We start from the raw sequence: 17,268 nt of genomic DNA, 5'->3' as shown, positions 1-17,268 counted from the left end.
TAGGGAGGCTCGCGACACCATGGCCTACTACCAGAACATCTTCTCCGAAGTGCAGGTCCGCCCGGTCCAGCCGGACCTCGGCATCCCGGTCGACTCCAACAAGCGCTGGGGCACGCCGTTCAACTCCTACCTGTTCGGCCTCATCGGCAATGCGCAGGTCGGCCCGATCTACATCGGCTATCTCGGGGCGCTCTCCTTCGCCTGCGGGTTGATCGCCTTCGAGATCATCGGCCTCAACATGTGGGCGAGCGTGAACTGGGATCCGATCCAGTTCGTGCGGCAGTTGCCCTGGCTCGCCCTCGAGCCGCCCCGTCCGCAATACGGCCTGAAAGTCCTGCCGCCGCTGGCCGAGGGCGGCTGGTGGCTGATCGCCGGCTTCTTCCTGACCGCCTCGATCCTGCTCTGGTGGCTGCGGCTGTTCCGGCGCGCCAAGGCGCTGGGCCTGGGCTACCACGTGCCCTGGGCCTTCGCCTCCGCGATCTGGCTGTTCCTCGTGCTCGGCTTCATCCGGCCGGTGCTGATGGGATCCTGGAGCGAGGCCGTCCCGTTCGGCATCTTCCCCCACCTCGACTGGACCGCCGCCTTCTCGCTGCGCTACGGCAACCTGTTCTACAATCCCTTCCACATGCTCTCGATCGTCTTCCTCTACGGGTCGACGCTGCTCTTCGCGATGCATGGCGGCACCATCCTGGCCGTGAGCCGCTTCGGCGGCGAGCGCGAGATCGACCAGATCGTCGACCGCGGCACCGCCACCGAGCGCGCCGCCCTGTTCTGGCGCTGGACCATGGGCTTCAACGCCACCATGGAATCGGTCCACCGCTGGGCCTGGTGGTTCGCGGTCCTGACGACGCTCACCGGCGGCATCGGAATCCTGCTCACCGGGACGGTCGTCGACAACTGGTACCTCTGGGCCGTCAAGCACGGCGTCGCCCCGTCCTACCCGCAGGTCTATCCGCCGGTCGTCGATCCGCTGAGTGTGTCGCCCACAACCCTGCCAGGGGGAGCTCCATGAAGACCTTCTTCGCCGTCCTCGGAGCTTCCATCGCCTTCTTCCTCACCGTGGCGATGGTCGGTCTGACCGACTGGGACCGACCGCCGCTGGCGGTCCAACAGAATGGCTTTCGCGGGACCGCGATGGCGCAGGTCCACACCCGCGAAGCCGTCGAGGACACCCGGGACGCCAACCTGGCGCCGGTGCCCGCCGATCCCGCCGAGCCCGGCGAGGAGCTCGCAGGTACGACCTACGAGAACGTCCAGGTCCTCAAGAACGTCAGCGTCAACGAGTTCAATCGCCTGATGGCGTCGATGACCGAGTGGGTCAGCCCCGAACAAGGCTGCACCTACTGCCACAATACCGAGAACATGGCCGACGACAGCCTCTATCAGAAGAAGGTCGCCCGCCGGATGCTGCAGATGACGCAGCACATCAACAGTTCCTGGAAGGAGAACCACGTCGGCGGTGCGGGCGTCACCTGCTACACCTGCCACCGGGGACAGCCGGTGCCGGCCAATATCTGGTTCACCCAGCCGGGTCCCAATCGCCCGGGCGGCTTCATCGCCCGCAACAACGGGCAGAACATGGCCGCGCCGTCGGTCGGCCTGGCCTCGCTCCCCTACGACACCCTTACCGAATACCTCGCCGACAAGACCATCGACAACAATGCGATCCGGGTGAACGCGACGACGGCGCTGCCGACGACCAAGGGCAAACCGATCCAGGATGCGGAGAAGACCTATGGGTTGATGATCCACATGTCGGAGGGACTGGGGGTCAACTGTACCTTCTGTCACAACACCCGGGCGATCTCGAACTGGTCGCAGAGCACGCCGCAACGGACCACCGCCTGGCACGGCATCCGGATGGTGCGGGACATCAACGGCAATTACCTCGAGCCGCTGCTCTCGACGTTCCCCCCGAACCGCCTCGGCGCTCTGGGTGACGTGCCGAAGGTCAATTGCACCACCTGCCACAACGGGGTCAGCAAGCCCCTGAACGGTGCGAACGTCATCGACGCCTATCCCGAGCTCGCCAAGTCGACCGAGACGGCGAGCGCCGCCGATCCCAATCCGCCGGTCACCCCATCGCCCGTTCCGGATCAGCCCGCGATGCCCGTTCCGACGCCGCAATAGGCCGGCCGTCTCCCGATCGGACACGAAACGCCGCTGGACAGGTCTCCAGCGGCGTTTCGACGTTCGGAGACGGTCCGCGACGAGTGACGCGTCTCGTCGCGCGGGACTACTTCTTGGAGGCCAGGTAGGCGATCACATCGTCGATCTTCTTGTCGTCGGGATAGCCGGCGAACACCATCTTGGTTCCTGGGACCTTCGCCTTCGGGTTCTTCAGCCACTCGTGCAGGTTGGCCTCGTCCCAGGTGATCCCCGAGCCTTTGAGCGCGGCGGAATAGGTGTAGCCTTCCTCCGAGGCGGCCTTGCGGCCGACGACGCCGGTCAGGTTCGGTCCAACCCCATTCTTGCCGAAGGCGTGACAGGCCTTGCAGGGTGCGAACGCCTTCTCCCCCGCCGCGGCATCCCCCTCGGCATGCGCGGCCATCGGGAGCAGGGCGGCAAATAGAGCACCGTAGATCGTGTGTCGCATGGGGTTTCCTCGCAGAACGTCTTGGTGGTGAAACCTAGCTAAAGCGCCGCTATCAAAAGTAATGCGAACCGCAACGATTATCACGGCAACGTGATCGCCCGGGAGGGATTAAGGGCGGCGATCGTCTGGTTTGGCCAGTCGGGGGGCCTACCCTTAGGCCCCTGCGCGAAATCCATCGCCCCAGGTGGAGCCATGCCGGTCCAACCCGCCGACGTCTGCCAGTTCCTCCATCGCACCGGCTGGAGCCAGGCGCGCCTCGCCTGGGAACTCGGGATCAACCAGCCGCGGATCTCGCGTTTCATCAACGGCATGAAGAAACCGAACCCGGACCTCGTGCGTGTCCTGGACGCCTTCTTCGCGGCGGAGGCGCAGGCCCGCGTCACGGCGCGGACAGGCGGCGGGTATCGGCACGGCCCTCCGCGCGCGTAGACTGCCGCTCTCCCGGCACCGGCGCTGCCGGCATCGGATCCAGCCCGTCGTCGCGTTGGACGCTCGCCCGAAGCGCGCCGTCGCCTTCACCCGGCGAACGCTCGCCGAAGGTCCCGTGAGGCTCGTTCGCGAATGACCGATGTCCCCCGCGGCGAAGGCCGGATGATCCGCGCCGGGGAAGAAACGCCAAGGGTGCCGGTCCAGTCACGACCGCGGCGCCTCCTCGGCACGATGGCGTCGATCGCCGCCGTCATCGCCCGGGTGACCGCGGGCTGAACGCCCGCGCGCCCTCGTCCCGTCAGGTCCGGGCGTAGGCGGCCGCATCCGCCACCTGCGCGGAGGACGGCGTCACGCCGGTGTAGCGGATGAACTGTTCGAGGCCCTGCAGAACCAGGACCTCGTGCCCGGTGATGCACGGCTTCCCGAGGCGTTCCGCCGCCGCGAGGAACGGCGTCCGGGAGGGCAGGGCGACCACGTCGAAGGCGATGGCGCAGGCGGCGATGGCCGCCTCCGGAAAGGCCAGGGCCCCGGCATCCGGCCCTTCCATGCCGAGGGGCGTGACGTTGACGAGGAGCGGCGCCGTGCGGTCGCCGAGCGCGGTCGCATGGGCGAAGCCGGACCGCTCCGCCAGGGCCGCACCCGTCGCCGCGTTGCGCGCGACGATCGTCCCATGCCGAAAGCCCGAATCGCGCAGGGCCGCCACCACCGCCTTGGCCATTCCGCCGGACCCACGCAGCACGAAACGCGTCGTCGGATCGATCCCGTGGCGGTCCAGCAGGGCGCGCACGGCGAGATAGTCCGTGTTCGCGCCGGTCAGCCTGCCGCCGTCGTTGACGATGGTGTTGACGCTGTCGATCGCCCGCGCGGACGGATCGAGGGTGTCGAGGAGGGGGATCACCGCCTCCTTGAAGGGCATCGAGACCGCGCAGCCGCGGATGCCGAGGGCGCGGATGCCGCCGATCGCCCCGGGCAGGTCGGTGGTCGAGAACGCCTTGTAGACGTAGTCGAGACCGAGAAGCGCGTAGAGCCGGTTGTGGAACCGCGACCCGAAATGCCCCGGCCGGGCCGACAGGGACATGCAAAGCGTCGTGTCGCGTCCGATGAGGGGACGCGCGGGCAGACCCGCCTCCACGTTCTCCGCCGTCCCGCCCACCCTCAGGGCTGCGATCCCGCGAAGAGCTTCGGGTTCAGGGCGGCGAGCGCCAGGAGGGGCGGGGGCATGATGACGCCGGCGACGCGCATGGCGCGCGCGGCCGCGCGGCAGGCGGTCTGGTCGTTCGCTCCGGCGGCGGCCTCGAGCTGCGCCACGACGGCGGGATCCGGCTTCGGGCTCGGCGCCGGCGCACCGGGGGGCGGCGGAGACTTGGCGGCGGCATTGGCCTGCGCGAGGACGGTCTTGCCGTCGCTGACGGGGGCCCGCGTGTCGCTGGTGGGCGCCTTGGTGTCGGTGTTCGTGGGCCCGCTCAGCCCCGACTTCTGCTGCGGGTCACCGCCGGCCGTGGAGGGCTGCCCGTCGCTCTTGCCGGAGGCATTGGAGACGGCGGTGGCCTGCTTGGGCGGCGTGGAGGCCTCCTGCTTCTTCTCCTCCGGCTTCTGCACGAACGCGATCAGTTCCTGGCACAGGTTCGCCGGTCCCTTCGCGGGGGCCGCCGCCGGGGCGGGCGCCGCATCCTGCGCGAAGGCCGCGGGCGCCGCGAGGCAGCCCGACAGGAGCAGTGCGGCGAAGGGCAGGCGTCGGATCATCTTCGGTCCCCTGTGGTCCGGGCTCGTGGTTTTCATCGGTGATCGCTGGAAGGATCAGGATCGCTTCGGATGGGACGGCTCTCCGGTGGCCTTGCCGTGGGCGGATTCCCCGGTGTCGTTCGTCTGCGGATCCCCGTTCCACTTCTCCCCGACGAGATTGGTGCCCGGCTCCGACACGCGGGCGCCCGACGTCGCGAAGGCCTGGTAGGCGAACGTCTGATTGCTCGTCAGGGCGTACATCGCCACGACGCCGAGCCCGATGGCCGCGATGATGGCGAGGATGAAGGCTTTCATGGTCGGGGTCCTCGCCGCGCGGGCGTGCAGGGTGTTCGGTTACTCGGCGGGGGCGGGGTGGCGACCGGAGAGCTGCGGGCCGCTCGCCGTCTTCGCCTGCTCCTGCTCCACCCAGAGATCGTGGTGGGCGCGCGCCCAGGCCAGGTCGACCTTGCCGCTGCCCATGGCGTCGTAGGCGCCCTTCATGCCGAGCGTGCCGATGTAGATATGGGCGAGGATGCCGGCGATGAAGGCGATGCCGATCAGCGAGTGGATCACCTGCATGACCTGCATGCCGTTGATGTCCAGCAGCGCGAACGGGAACAGCATCATCAGGCCGGTCATGCTCATGGCGGCGCCGAAGCCGGCGACCATCCAGAACACGCCCTTCTGACCGGCGTTGAAGCGGGCCGCGTGCGGGTGCTTCTTGCCGATGAACCCGCCGCCGGCCTTGATCCAGTCCCAGTCGAGGCGGTTCGGGATGTTGTCCTTGATCCAGACCACGAACATCATCACCACGCCGAACATGAACGGCCAGGCGAGATAGACGTGGCTGTACTTGGCCCACTGCGCCAGGGCGCCGAAGGCCTCGGGGCCGATCAGCGGCATCAGCAGGCGCTTGCCGAAGATGTAGTTCAGGCCGGAGAGCGACAGGATGATGAAGCACACGGCCGTCATCCAGTGGGTGAAGCGCTCGAAGGTGTTGAAGCGCAGGATCTTCCGGCCCGATTCCTGGCTGTGCTCCGTGAGGATGCGCCCGCGCCAGAGGAAGAACGCGCCCAGCGCGCCGATCATGCCGAGAATGAGGGCGGCCCCGATCCACGGCAGGTAGTGCTCGCGGAACGACTGGTACTCGCGACCTTGCGGCTGGATCAGGTTCGCAGCCTTCCGATCGGGGATGCTGATCCGGCCGGTGATCTTGTCCGCGTTCTTGAAGAGAAACTCTTCGTTCACCGAATCCGCCGTGGGCCTGGCACCCATGGGGTTCTGCCCATCCTGCGTGATCGGATTCTGGGCGCGTGCCGGTTCGAACGCGCCCGGCGCGGCCAGGAGCGTCGTCGCGACGACGAGGGTGCTGAGGAGCGTGACTGCCCGCCGCATCGGCGTTCCTTTCGATGGCGTGTCGTCATGGAGCCGCCGGACGGCCGCCGGCTCCAGGGGCGAGGGGGCGATCAGATCGCCACCGTCTCGCGGTAGGCCGTCTTCCAGCCCCAGGCGCCGGAGCCGTAGCCGCGCTTGATCACGCGCTGCTTGTAGATCTCGGCGATCATCTCGCCGTCGCCGGCGAGCAGGGCCTTGGTCGAGCACATCTCCGCGCAGAGGGGGAGTTTGCCCTCGGCGAGGCGGTTCGAGCCGTATTTCTCGTACTCGGCCACCGACAGGTCCGGCTCCGGGCCGCCCGAGCAGTAGGTGCACTTGTCCATCTTGCCGCGCGAGCCGAAGTTTCCGACGCGCGGATACTGGGGCGCGCCGAAGGGGCAGGCGTAGAAGCAGTAGCCGCAACCGATGCAGATGTCCTTGGAGTGCAGCACCACCGCGTCGGCCGTGGTGTAGAAGCAGTTCACCGGGCACACGGCCGCGCAGGGCGCGTCCGTGCAGTGCATGCACGCCATCGAGACCGAGCGCTCGCCGGGCTTGCCGTCGTTGAGCGTCACGACGCGACGGCGGTTGATGCCCCAGGGCACCTCGTGCTCGTTCTTGCAGGCGGTGACGCAGGCGTTGCACTCGATGCAACGGTCGGCGTCACAGAGGAACTTCATACGGGCCATGGTCGATGCGCTCCTCTCACGCGGCCTTGATCTGGCATAGGGTACACTTCGTCTCCTGCATGCCCGTCACAGGATCGAAGCCGTAGGTGGTGACCGAGTTGACGCTCTCGCCGAGCACCACCGGGTCGGTGCCCTTCGGGTAGTAGTCGCGCATGTCCTTGCCCTCGTACCAACCCGAGAAGTGGAAGGGCATGAACGCGACGCCCTTGCCGACACGGTCGGTGACGAGCGCCTTGACCTTGGCCTTCGAGCTGTTCTCGGCGCCGGTGACCCAGACCCAGGACCCGTCCTTGATGCCGCGCTCGACGGCGTCGCCGGTGTTGATCTCGACGAACATGTCCTGCTGCAACTCGGCCAGCCACGGGTTCGACCGGGTCTCCTCGCCGCCGCCCTCGTATTCCACGAGGCGGCCCGAGGTGAGGATGATGGGGAAATCGCGCGCCACGTTGCGCTCGACGGCCGCCTTCTGCACCGAGAACCCGATGTTCGGCATGCGGAACTGCCGCTCGTCGGGGCGGGTCGGGTACTTCGCCACGAGGTCGGGGCGCGGCGAGTAGACCGGCTCGCGGTGCACCGGCACCGGGTCGGGCAGGTTCCAGGCGTTCGCCCGGGCCTTGCCGTTGCCGAACGGGATCACGCCGTGATCGAGGCAGACCCGCTGGATGCCGCCCGACAGGTCGGTGGCCCAGCTCACGGTGTCGGCCTTGTCGCCGCCGATCTTGAGGATCGTGGCGAGTTCGTCCGCCGTCAGGTCCTTGTCCCAGCCGAGCTTCTTGAACACCCCGAAGGTAAATTCCGGGTAGCCGTCGGTGAGGTCGGAATCCTTGGTGAAGCTGTCCTCGGCCAGCAGGGTCTGGCCGTTGCGCTCGGTGCCGAACCGGGCCCGGAAGGTGCTGCCACCGTCCTTCACGTGGAGGGAGGTGTTGTAGAGGATGGCCGAACCCGGATGGCGCAGCTCGGGCTTGCCCCAGCACGGCCAGGGCAGGCCGTAATAGTCGCCGCCCACCTCCGGGTCGTCCTTGGGCGCCCGCAGGGTGATGAGATCGAACTTGTGCTGGTTGCGCATGTGCGCCTTCAGCCGCTCGGGGCTCTGGCCGCAATAGCCGGTCGACCAGCCGCCGCGGTTGATCTCCCGCAGCAGATCCTCGGCCGAAGGGACGTTGTTCTCGACCTTGATGTTCTTGAACAGCGTCTCGGCGAAGCCGAGCTTCTTGGCGAGGAGGTAGAGCACCTCGTAGTCGTTCTTCGACTCGAAGGCCGGCTTGACGATCTGCTCGCCCCACTGGAGCGAGCGGTTCGAGGCCGTGCGCGAGCCCTCCATCTCCAGCGAGGTGCAGATCGGCAGCAGGTAGGTGTTGTCCTGGCGGGCATCGAGGGCCGCGAAGGTGGTCGGATGCGGGTCGGCGACCACCAGGAGCTCGAGCTTGTTCATGCCCTCGATGGCCTCGGGCAGGCGGGTCACCGTGTTGCCGCCGTGGCCGAACACCATGAACGCCTTGATCGGGCTGCGCTGGTCGATCTGCTCCGGCGGCAGGTTCACGGCATCGAACCAGCGCGTCGAGGTGATGCCGGGCGCTTCCATGTTCTCCTTGCGCGAGCGGGCCTTGCGGCCGGCCGCGGCGGGAACCTCGTCGAAGCGGGACTGCAGCCACTCGTAGGGCACGTCCCAGACGCGGGCCCAGTGGCGCCAGCCGCCCTCGACGAGACCGTAGTAGAGCGGCAGCGAGGTGACATCGAGACCGAGATCGGTGGCGCCTTGCACGTTGGTGTGGCCGCGGAAGATGTTCGCGCCGGTGCCGGGCTTGCCCACGTTGCCGGTGGCGAGACACAGGATGCAGAGGGCGCGCACGTTGGCGGTGCCCACCGTGTGCTGGGTCGCGCCCATGCACCAGATCAGGGTCGCGGGCTTCTCCTTGGCGAACTTCTCCGCCACCCGGCGCAGCTGCTCGCCGGGCACGCCGGAGACGCGCTCGACCTCCTCGGGGGTCCACTTGGCGACTTCCTTGCGGACGTCGTCCATGGCGTAGACGCGCTGGCTGATGAACTCCTTGTCCTCCCAGCCATTCTGGAAGACGTGCCAGAGGATGCCCCAGACCACCGGAATGTCGGTGCCGGAGCGGATGCGCACGTACTCGGTGGCGTGGGCCGCCGTGCGGGTGAAGCGCGGATCGATGACGATCATGTTCGCGCGGTTGATCTCCTTGCCCGACAGCACGTGCTGCATGGAGATCGGGTGCGCCTCGGCGGGGTTGCCGCCCAGGATGATCATCGTCTTGGCGTTGCGGATGTCGTTGTAGGAATTGGTCTGGGCGCCGTAGCCCCAGGTGTTGGCGACGCCCGCCACCGTGGTCGAGTGGCAGATGCGTGCCTGGTGATCGACGGAGTTGGTGCCCCAGAAGGCGCCGAACTTGCGCATCAGGTAGGCGGCTTCGTTGGTGAACTTGGCCGAGCCGAGCCAGTAGACCGAGTCCGCGCCGTTCTTCTCGCGGATGGCGCCGAGCTTGTCGCCGATCTCCTCGATCGCCTGTTCCCAGGAGACGCGCTGCCACTGGCCGCCGACGAGCTTCATCGGGTACTTCAGGCGCCGGTCGGACGAGACCAGCTCGCGGATCGCCGCGCCCTTGGCGCAGTGCGTGCCGCGGTTGATCGGGCTCGCATAGGACGGCTCCTGGCCGACCCAGACGCCGTTCACCACCTCGGCCGTCACCGTGCAGCCCACCGAGCAGTGGGTGCAGACGTTCTTCTTGATCTGGACGTCGGGGCCGACGGCCGACGAGCCGGCGGCGCGGGCCTGACGGACCGATCCGAGCTGGATCGTGCCGGCCGCCGCCAGGGCGCCGGCGGTCAGGCCCGACTTCTTCAGGAAGCCGCGACGGTCGAGCACGCCGGCCGCGAGGCCCGCGGCGACGGCCTGGTGCTTGGTGCGGCTCGCCTCGCCGCTCTTGCGCTTGGTCAGCATCGCAGGCTCACTTCTTTCCGGCGTTCGTGCTGTTCTGAAGGGTCTCGTAGCCATTCGTCCGGTAGAACGCCTTCACCTCGTCCGTGAGGCGGTAGCGCGACCGGGTCTCGTCCGTGCCGGGGTCATAGGCCTGCGCCTCGGTGACCGAGAGCGGTGACGCCATGCCGGCCGCGGCCGCCACCGTGCCGCCGCCGAGCGCGCGGAAGAACTGGCGACGGCCGAGCTGGTCCTTCTGATCCTGTCCCATCGCCCACACACTCCCTCCGGCGCTCTCCGACACGGGGTCGAGCGCCATGATCCAAAGAGACGGATGCCTCAGGCATCCATCGCGAAAGCCGCCGCCTCGATCTCGAGGAAGGCCCGTCCCAGGGCCCCGACCGGGCGATAGAAGCGCGCCGCCTTGGCCCGCTCCAGATCCGTGAAGAAACGTTCGCCCCACGGCGCGATGTGCCGGAGGAAGAACGCGCGCGCAGCACCGGGCTCGGCCTCGAACCGACCGACCGTGAGCCCGGCCATCACGTCGAAGAGAATCGCGAGATGATCCTCAGGTTCGGTCGTCGCCGGGTCGCGCTCGATGCCCAGTCCCGAGAGATCCTCGCGAACCCGGGCAAGGGGCCGCTCGTTCAGGAACCCCGTTAGGTAGTAGGAGGCGTAGGGCAGAAGTTCTCCCCGCCCGACACCGACGAAGAGCGCGAAATATTCCCGCTCCACGGCATCCGCCGACGTCTCCCGGGCCAGGGCTGCGAGGGAAGCGACCTCGCGGCCCAGGACGCTGTCGCCGCCCGCGAGCCCCGCCAATGCACGAAGAAGATCCGCCGTGGGAGGACGGCCGAGGAGGACCGCGAGAAGGTCGTACTGCTGCGCGCGCAGGTGATCGACTTCGTCCAGGGCCAAGCTCACCGTCGTGGCCTCGTCCATCCGATCCATCACCCCGACGCCGACTTCCCCTGGCGGCTCTGAAAACGGCGCACCGGAACGCATACCACTCCTCGACCCTTCCGGCCCCCGCCGCTCCACCTGAGGTGCGGTCTAGTTTGTATTGATAATAAAAAGGGTTTCACCGAACGGCAATCGCGTTTCTTCGCATTAGCTCGGCATCGCGCCGCCATGGCGTCGCAGGGGCGAAACAATCGGGGCCGATTGAAACGTGCGCTCGCCATTCTGCGATGGATGAAGGTCCTCCGCGCCGACGTGCGCGGTCGGCGCGTCCTGGATGGAGACCATCTGCGTTTCCGCGGCGGTTTCATCCGCGACCGGGACGGTCGACGGCGCGACCTCGACGTCACCCTCTTGGATACCGACCGGCTCCTGCGGCGGCTTCGGGGCGTGGCCGGTCATGATCCGCTCGACCATCGCCGTGATGTCGTCCGTGGGGAGCATGGGTCCGAGCCCGGGCACCCCACCGGGCGTATTCCAGTCGTAGGCATATTCCCGGGCCTCGCTGACGAAATCACGGATCGCCGGATCGACGGACCACATCCGCCGAAGGGCGGCTTTTCGCAGCGCCGCCGGAATCCCCGCTCTGAGAAACGGAACGAGCTCAGTCTCCGCGGTCAGATCCTCGATCTTCGGCAACCGGGCGATCGCATCCGCCAAGCTCTCGTCGTCGAGCGCTGGTTCCGTGGAAACCAGAGCTTCGTCAACGACTTGCGGTTCGAGCGGGACCGCGAGCGCCGACGGTTCCTTGACCGCCTGCGCGCGCTCGTGCTGACGAACCTCCTGCTTGCGTCGCGCCCAGCGTGAGAGAAGGCTCTCGCTCATTCGCCGCGTCCCTTGCCCTGACCGCCCCGCGCCAGCGCTTCCGGATCGGCCCGGTCGCGCTTCCGCTTCTCGAACTTCCGCTCGACATGGAACGCCTCGAAGAACGCGAGCAGGATGCCCTGGCATTCCGTCGGCATCGGGACCGCCTCCACGATCTCGCCGATGCCTTCCGCCATGGCCTCGCCCTCGTAGGGGTCCGCCGTCACGGTCGCGATCTCGTAGGAATCCTCACCGAGCTTGCGCAACGAGACCCAGAGGGAAGGACGTCCGGACACGAGGTTGTCGCGATAATGCGAGGTCTCCGCGGGGTGGAGGAGAACCTCGTAGGATCCGGCGTAGAACGTTGATTCCTCTTCGTTTTCTGCAAGCGGGGTCCAGTTCGCGACGGGAGGCGCCGCCGGGAGTGCCGCGACCGGCAGCCAGGCATGGGTCGCCCAGGGGCCGCGCAGGCGCCGTCGGGCGACGAGGATACCGACCTCGAAATGATTCTGCGGCCTGGCGCGATCCTGCTCAGGGTGGTCCAGCGCTCGTCCGCCCGCATCTTCGTCGAGGATTGTCGGATCGTTCGGCATCAGCAGGGCGCCTGCGCTGTCTTAAGGGGGAGACCCGCGATCAGATTGTGCGGCTTCAGCGTCACGAGGTTCGCGCCCGTCGCCGCCAGCAGGAGGTAGACCGGACGGTCGCCGATCGAGTCTTCGAGGCGCGTCCGGTCGGCGAACGTCAGGCTGAAGAGCGCGATGACGCGTTCCTGGTCGGCGCTCGAGACCGGTTCTCCGCGCCAGAGGGCGTTGCCGATCCGCGTCGCTTCCGCATCAAGGCCGACGAACCAGCGCCAGTCGGAATCCTCGAGCTTGTCGAGCGGGTTGACCCGAACCTCGACGTTCAGGAGGTGCCCGACGAAAGCCTCGATCACCCGGGCGAGCGCCTCGCGGCTGCGCATGCTGGAGCCGAGGTTCAGCGCCATCGAGAATGCATCGGAGCGGCTCCAATAGCTCCAGGCATTGTCCTCGTTCAGGATGTCGAGTTCGTTCGCCGCGTCCTTGCCCAGCATGCTCACCAGCGGCGACAGGGGGGCGCTCCCTTCCCGCGCCTCGATCACCTCGGCGTCGGCCAGGAGAACGGCGTTGTCGAGGCGACTGATCCGTTGAGGCCGGAACAACAGCTCCGCCGCGCGCAGCACGAACGGGTCGTCGCAGCCGTCGAGGGCGTTGCGCAGGATCAGGTGGACCAGCTGGTTCAGGAACAGCGAGGGAATGCCCTGCAGGCCCTCCCGGATCATTCCGAGATAGGCTGCCTCGATCGAGCGCGCCGCCAACAGGCGGTCTCGGAAGGCAAGCAGCACCTCCCAGTTTTCCCGAGCATCCGGATCCGCGATGGCCCTCACGGCCTCCATTGATACGACGCGGCGTGGATGGGCGAGCAGGTCGGCATACAGGCCGCGCTCCGCGGCGCAGGCGTCGTCGGGCGGCAATACCTCCGGGCGGGCCAGATAGGCGAGGATCAGTTCGTCGGTGACGGCCAATCCGCCGCCCTCGGTGCGCTGCGTCAGGTGGTGGCCGCTGGAGACCCAGAATTCGGTCATGGCAGGGTCTGTCCCGGTACGAGGGCTGGCATCGATCAGTTTCCCGAGGAAGCCGAAGCGCGCGCGAGCCCGATGAGATCGGCGCGTTCCTCGGGTTCCTCCTCATCGGTCTCCACGAAGCGAAAGGCGCGGGCATGGGCATGCAGACGGTCGGCTCCCGGCGTTCCGGCATCGCGCTTGTGCAACGTCCGGAAGGCTTCGGTGATCTCGCCGTCCGTCTGGGTCCGGTGCATCGCTACGACGCTCCCGACGGGAACGCCGCAGAGGGAGGCTGCGAAGTCGAGCTCTTCGCGGGCCGCCGCCCGTGCGGTCACCCGGTCCGGTGCACCGAGACGCTCGTGAAGATGTCGAGCCAAATCCTCGACCGCGGCATCGCGCTCGGTCTCGGACGCTTCGGTCACCACCACCAGGGTCGAGAAGCCGAGAGACGTCACCCCGACGAAACCGGACCGGAAGGCGGCGCGCGCTTTCCCCTCCAGGGCGGAAAGATCCTGGTCCCAGAAAAGAAACGAGCCCGTCACCGCCCATTCACCCGGCTCGGCCGGATGCGCGAAGACGAAGGTATCAGAGGGGTCGAGCCGCAGTGTGCGCGGCAGCTTGAGCGCCGTCATAAACGGACCGTCCCGGTTTCAGGATCAAGCCATGCCGGTTCGCGCAGCAGCCGCGCCAGAGGCCAGCGCTCGGACTCACCCAGGATGACGTCGCCGGCCCGATCGATATGGACCGGCACGCCCGGCGGTGTCGGCAGGTGCGCGAGGTAGCGGGCGGCGATCCCGTCGAAGCCATCTTCCGCCCAGAGGGAGAACGTCCGAATCAGATTGCGGGCAAAGCTCTCCACCAGCGGAAACCGGATGTCCGCCGGAAAGCCCTCCTCGTCGAGGGCCGTCGAACCAGGAGTGAGCCCCGGATCGCCGGTGGCTCCTTTCGAGAGAAGAAGCATGGCCGAAAAGACGAGCCAGTCCGGCGTCGATTCCTCCGGGCAGTGGGCGGGCCAGCCCAACCGCCCACCCCCGAGCCGGGCGCCGTCGAAGACGAGCACGTCGGGCCAGCCGAAGGTCAGCGGCTTCTCCGGTGGACCATGCGCGCCGACAGCGTCGGCCAGGGCCGTCATGGCAGCCAGGAATGCGCGGCGCGCCGAGACCAGCGGCTCTTCCGGCGCCAGAACCACTGCAAGGTCGAGCACGCCCGCGCGTTCGGTGAGCACGAGGGTGCCCGCCGCATCAGCCCCCTGATGCTCGGCCAGCGACCGGGCTTCCGTGAAGGCATCACAGGCACCTCCCACCAGGCGGCCGGTGAATGCCGGTGGCAGAGCGAGTGCTGTCGATCGGAGATCGAGGTCTGGGGTTGTCGTCACGGAGAAGGCAGGACTCGCGAGGAACCGGTTGCGGGAGAAGCGCTGCCACCGAGATGTCGTCCCGGCGACCGAGGCACAAGGCGCAAGATGCGCGCGGGACGCGTCGTCGCTGCGCTCCGGTGTCGGATCGCAGTTTTGAACCATTTGAGTATATGAGATACGAACGACGACGCGAAGAGGCCATCGCTGTGCCGGCCCGTCGTCTGCGTCAGCTTCCCCAGATCCATCCAGGGTTCGTCCGTGTCCGACCGTATCGTATTCGCCTGCACCTGCGAAAAGACGATGTCGCTCGATGCCGAGGCGATCGGGCGTGGGTGCGGCGGGACGCTCAGGGTGGCCGATCAGCTCTGCGGCCGCGAGCTCGACCGATTTCGGGGCGCCGTGCAGGCGGGCGGTGCGGTCACCGTATCCTGCACCCTGCAGTCGCCCCTCTTCGACGAGGTCGCCTCCGAGCTCGGCGCCGAGGACCGGGTGGTCTACGCCAAAATTCGCGAGACGGCAGGCTGGTCGTCCCAGGGTGACGCAGCTGGCCCGAAGATGGCAGCATTGCTCGCCGCCAGCGCCGAGCCGGTCCCGGATGCAGCCACCGTCGCGATCGAGAGCCAGGGCATCGCACTTGTCTATGGTCGCGATGCGACCGCCATCGAGATCGGCCGCCGTCTCGCGGAGCACCTCGACGTGACGGTGCTTCTAAGTCGGCCGGAAACGGTCGAGCCGCCTAAGCGCAATGACTTTCCGATCGTGCAGGGGACGATCGCCGGCGCCAAGGGACGGCTCGGGGCCTTCGAGCTGCGCATCGACGACTATGCCCTGCCGGCTCCGTCGTCCCGATCGCATCTCCTGTTCGGAGCGAGCCGCAACGGCGCCACTTCGACCTGCGACATCGTCCTTGACGTCACCGGCGGCGTCGCCCTGTTTCCGGCGCACGAGGTCCGGCTCGGCTATCTCCGCGCGGATCCGAGAGATCCGGCGGCGGTCGAGCGCCTGATAACGGAGGCGTCACACCTCGTCGGCACCTTCGACAAGACGCGCTTCGTGGATTTCCACGCCGAGCTTTGCGCTCATTCACGCTCCCGCGTCACCGGTTGTACCCGCTGTCTCGAGGTTTGCCCGACGGGGGCGATCGCGGCAGCGGGCGATACGGTGGCGATCGATCCCTACATCTGCGCCGGGTGCGGAAACTGCGCCTCGGTCTGCCCGACCGGGGCTGCCGCCTATGCGCTGCCGCCGGCCGATGCGCTAATGCGCCGGCTGCGGACCCTGATGGTCGCCTACCAGGCCGCTGGCGGTCGTGACGGCGTGATACTGTTTCACGATGGCGACCACGGCGAACCTCTGATCGACGCCCTCGCCCGTCATGGAGACGGCCTGCCGGCCCACGTGCTGCCCGTGCGGGTGAACGAGATCACGCAACTGGGCCCGGAGGCCTTCGCGGCACTCTTTGCGTACGGCGCCGCCGGGGTCCGCATTCTCGCCCGCGACCGACCCAAGCATGATCTCGACAGTCTGCGCCGGGCGGTGACCCTCGGCGACACCCTGGCGCGCGGGCTCGGTTTTGGCAGCGGAACCTCAGAGCCGGTCGTCTCCCTGATCGAAACCGACGACCCGGATGTTCTGGGCGCCACCCTGGCAGGACAGCGGGTCGGAAAAGCGGCCGGCGTTCCCTCTCGTTTCATGCCGATCGGCGGCAAGCGAGAAGTTCTACGCTTTGCCTTCAACGAGATGCATGCGGCAGCCCCCGAGCCGGTGGCGCGCATCGCGCTGGCCGGGGGGGCTCCATTCGGCGGCTTGGAGTTCCGCACCGAGGATTGCACGCTCTGCCTGGCCTGCGTCGGCGCCTGCCCGACCCATGCACTGTCGGACAGTGCCGACCGGCCGTTCCTCGGTTTCGAGGAAAGCCTCTGCGTGCAGTGCGGTCTCTGCGCGAATACCTGCCCGGAGAGTGTCATCACCCTGAAGCCGGGCGTCGATTTCGAGGCCTGGGCCGCGCCAAGGCGGGTGGTGAAGGAGGAGGAGCCCTTCGCGTGCATCGCCTGCGCCAAGCCTTTCGGCACGCGCAGCACCATCGAGCGCGTAGTGCAGAAGCTGCGCGACCGGCACTGGATGTTCCGGGGCGAAGCCGGCGAAGCGCGCGTGCAGGCCCTCATGATGTGCGAAGATTGTCGTGTCGAGGTCGCGGTGAATCAGGGCTTCGATCCCCATGCCGGCCCCGAGCGCGACCGTCCGCGCACCACGGAGGATTATCTCCGCGAGCGCGCCGCCCGCGGCGAGGCGATCTAGCCGGATCGGCCGCTGCCATGGGCGACTGGACGTGGCGGAGCATGGAGGAACGGGATCTCGTACAGGTCGTCGCCCTGGCCGACCGGCTGTTCCCGGACCATCCGGAGGATGCCGCGCATTTCGGCGAACGGCTCGCGTTGGGAGCCCGCCTGTGTCTGGCTCTGAGCGACGCGCATGCAGGCGTCGCGGGGTATGCGGTTGCGTATCCCTGGCCGCTTGGACGAGTTCCGCCCTTGAACCGATCACTCGCGCCCGTGCCGTCGGCGGAGGGCGCTGCCTACCTGCATGACCTCGGCATCGACCCGGCGCTCGCCGGTGCAGGGCAGGCCAGAGCGGGTCTGGCGCTCCTGATCGGCCGGATGCGGGATGCCGGGCTGCACGACCTGGCCTTGGTGGCGGTCAACGGGACCGTGCGGTTCTGGGAGCGCCACGGCTTTCGAAGCTGCGCGCCGGGCGACGCGACGGCGAGGACGCTCGCCAGCTACGGCGGCGAGGCCCGTTACATGATCCGGACGCTGTGAG

The 17,268-nt window shown here is 67.9% G+C and carries 19 protein-coding genes; 5 read left to right on the top strand and 14 right to left on the bottom strand.

The features are described 5' to 3' along the window. Positions 1–19: 19 nt before the first annotated feature. Together pufM and pufC are read left to right on the top strand one after the other, a co-directional pair. On the top strand, positions 20–1,012 hold the full coding sequence (pufM, locus tag ASF20_RS09015; RefSeq protein WP_056219173.1) for a photosynthetic reaction center subunit M: 993 nt from the start codon (positions 20–22) through the stop codon (positions 1,010–1,012). Next, positions 1,009–2,130 (top strand): photosynthetic reaction center cytochrome PufC, encoded by a 1,122-nt coding sequence (gene pufC, locus ASF20_RS09010; protein ID WP_056273130.1) that lies wholly within the window; start codon positions 1,009–1,011, stop codon positions 2,128–2,130. The genes pufM and pufC overlap by 4 nt, the downstream gene beginning before the upstream one ends. A gap of 106 nt (positions 2,131–2,236) precedes the next feature. Here the strand turns inward: pufC and ASF20_RS09005 are convergent, their stop codons facing one another. Then, positions 2,237–2,596: a cytochrome c family protein gene (locus ASF20_RS09005; protein WP_056219179.1), complete on the bottom strand. Its 360-nt coding sequence runs from the start codon at positions 2,594–2,596 to the stop codon at positions 2,237–2,239. Between the two features lie 192 nt (positions 2,597–2,788). Between ASF20_RS09005 and ASF20_RS09000 the strand changes: the two genes are divergently transcribed. Further along, positions 2,789–3,025 carry a helix-turn-helix transcriptional regulator gene (locus ASF20_RS09000; RefSeq protein ID WP_056273127.1) on the top strand — a complete coding sequence of 79 codons (237 nt, stop codon included), beginning with the start codon at positions 2,789–2,791 and terminating at the stop codon, positions 3,023–3,025. A gap of 298 nt (positions 3,026–3,323) precedes the next feature. On the opposite strand, the gene ASF20_RS08995 is transcribed toward ASF20_RS09000, so the two are convergent. The 13 genes from ASF20_RS08995 to ASF20_RS08935 all read right to left on the bottom strand — a co-directional run bounded on the left by ASF20_RS08995 (position 3,324) and on the right by ASF20_RS08935 (position 14,466). After that, positions 3,324–4,157 carry a shikimate 5-dehydrogenase gene (locus tag ASF20_RS08995; RefSeq protein WP_280136485.1) on the bottom strand — a complete coding sequence of 278 codons (834 nt, stop codon included), beginning with the start codon at positions 4,155–4,157 and terminating at the stop codon, positions 3,324–3,326. 23 nt (positions 4,158–4,180) lie between these two features. Continuing rightward, positions 4,181–4,804 carry a hypothetical protein gene (locus ASF20_RS08990; RefSeq protein ID WP_244476363.1) on the bottom strand — a complete coding sequence of 208 codons (624 nt, stop codon included), beginning with the start codon at positions 4,802–4,804 and terminating at the stop codon, positions 4,181–4,183. 18 nt (positions 4,805–4,822) lie between these two features. Further along, a complete protein-coding gene (locus ASF20_RS08985) occupies positions 4,823–5,062 on the bottom strand; it encodes a hypothetical protein (protein WP_056219187.1) in 240 nt (79 codons plus the stop codon). Between the two features lie 39 nt (positions 5,063–5,101). Further along, positions 5,102–6,142, bottom strand: a complete 1,041-nt coding sequence (locus tag ASF20_RS08980; RefSeq protein WP_056273121.1) for a formate dehydrogenase subunit gamma — start codon at positions 6,140–6,142, stop codon at positions 5,102–5,104. Between the two features lie 71 nt (positions 6,143–6,213). Then, positions 6,214–6,810, bottom strand: coding sequence for a formate dehydrogenase FDH3 subunit beta (gene fdh3B, locus ASF20_RS08975; protein WP_055955987.1), 597 nt, complete (start codon positions 6,808–6,810; stop codon positions 6,214–6,216). A 16-nt stretch (positions 6,811–6,826) separates the two neighbouring features. Beyond that, complete coding sequence (locus ASF20_RS08970; protein ID WP_056273118.1) at positions 6,827–9,769, bottom strand: formate dehydrogenase subunit alpha; 2,943 nt, start codon at positions 9,767–9,769, stop codon at positions 6,827–6,829. A gap of 7 nt (positions 9,770–9,776) precedes the next feature. Continuing rightward, positions 9,777–10,016, bottom strand: coding sequence for a formate dehydrogenase (locus tag ASF20_RS08965; RefSeq protein ID WP_056219196.1), 240 nt, complete (start codon positions 10,014–10,016; stop codon positions 9,777–9,779). A 68-nt stretch (positions 10,017–10,084) separates the two neighbouring features. Further along, positions 10,085–10,687, bottom strand: coding sequence for a molecular chaperone TorD family protein (locus ASF20_RS08960; protein WP_156647998.1), 603 nt, complete (start codon positions 10,685–10,687; stop codon positions 10,085–10,087). Positions 10,688–10,855: 168 nt separating this feature from the next. Next, positions 10,856–11,530, bottom strand: a complete 675-nt coding sequence (locus tag ASF20_RS08955; RefSeq protein WP_056273114.1) for a DUF3306 domain-containing protein — start codon at positions 11,528–11,530, stop codon at positions 10,856–10,858. Further along, positions 11,527–12,102: a DUF3305 domain-containing protein gene (locus ASF20_RS08950; RefSeq protein WP_082501243.1), complete on the bottom strand. Its 576-nt coding sequence runs from the start codon at positions 12,100–12,102 to the stop codon at positions 11,527–11,529. Before ASF20_RS08950 ends, ASF20_RS08955 begins: the two co-directional genes overlap by 4 nt. Continuing rightward, positions 12,102–13,112 (bottom strand): DUF6352 family protein, encoded by a 1,011-nt coding sequence (locus ASF20_RS08945; RefSeq protein ID WP_056273110.1) that lies wholly within the window; start codon positions 13,110–13,112, stop codon positions 12,102–12,104. The genes ASF20_RS08950 and ASF20_RS08945 overlap by 1 nt, the downstream gene beginning before the upstream one ends. A gap of 35 nt (positions 13,113–13,147) precedes the next feature. Next, a complete protein-coding gene (locus tag ASF20_RS08940) occupies positions 13,148–13,723 on the bottom strand; it encodes a DUF6505 family protein (RefSeq protein WP_056273107.1) in 576 nt (191 codons plus the stop codon). Next, complete coding sequence (locus tag ASF20_RS08935) at positions 13,720–14,466, bottom strand: biotin/lipoate--protein ligase family protein (protein ID WP_056273103.1); 747 nt, start codon at positions 14,464–14,466, stop codon at positions 13,720–13,722. Before ASF20_RS08935 ends, ASF20_RS08940 begins: the two co-directional genes overlap by 4 nt. Positions 14,467–14,748: 282 nt before the next feature. Between ASF20_RS08935 and ASF20_RS08930 the strand changes: the two genes are divergently transcribed. Both ASF20_RS08930 and ASF20_RS08925 read left to right on the top strand, forming a co-directional pair. Then, entirely contained in the window at positions 14,749–16,746 is a 1,998-nt protein-coding gene (locus ASF20_RS08930) for a 4Fe-4S binding protein (RefSeq protein WP_056273100.1), read from the top strand. 17 nt (positions 16,747–16,763) lie between these two features. Continuing rightward, positions 16,764–17,267, top strand: a complete 504-nt coding sequence (locus ASF20_RS08925) for a GNAT family N-acetyltransferase (RefSeq protein ID WP_082501241.1) — start codon at positions 16,764–16,766, stop codon at positions 17,265–17,267. Position 17,268 lies beyond the last annotated feature (1 nt).

Source organism: Methylobacterium sp. Leaf88 (assembly GCF_001422795.1).
Taxonomy (GTDB): domain Bacteria; phylum Pseudomonadota; class Alphaproteobacteria; order Rhizobiales; family Beijerinckiaceae; genus Methylobacterium.
Note: the sequence above shows the minus strand (reverse complement) of the source record. Positions and strands in the feature narration are given on the sequence as shown.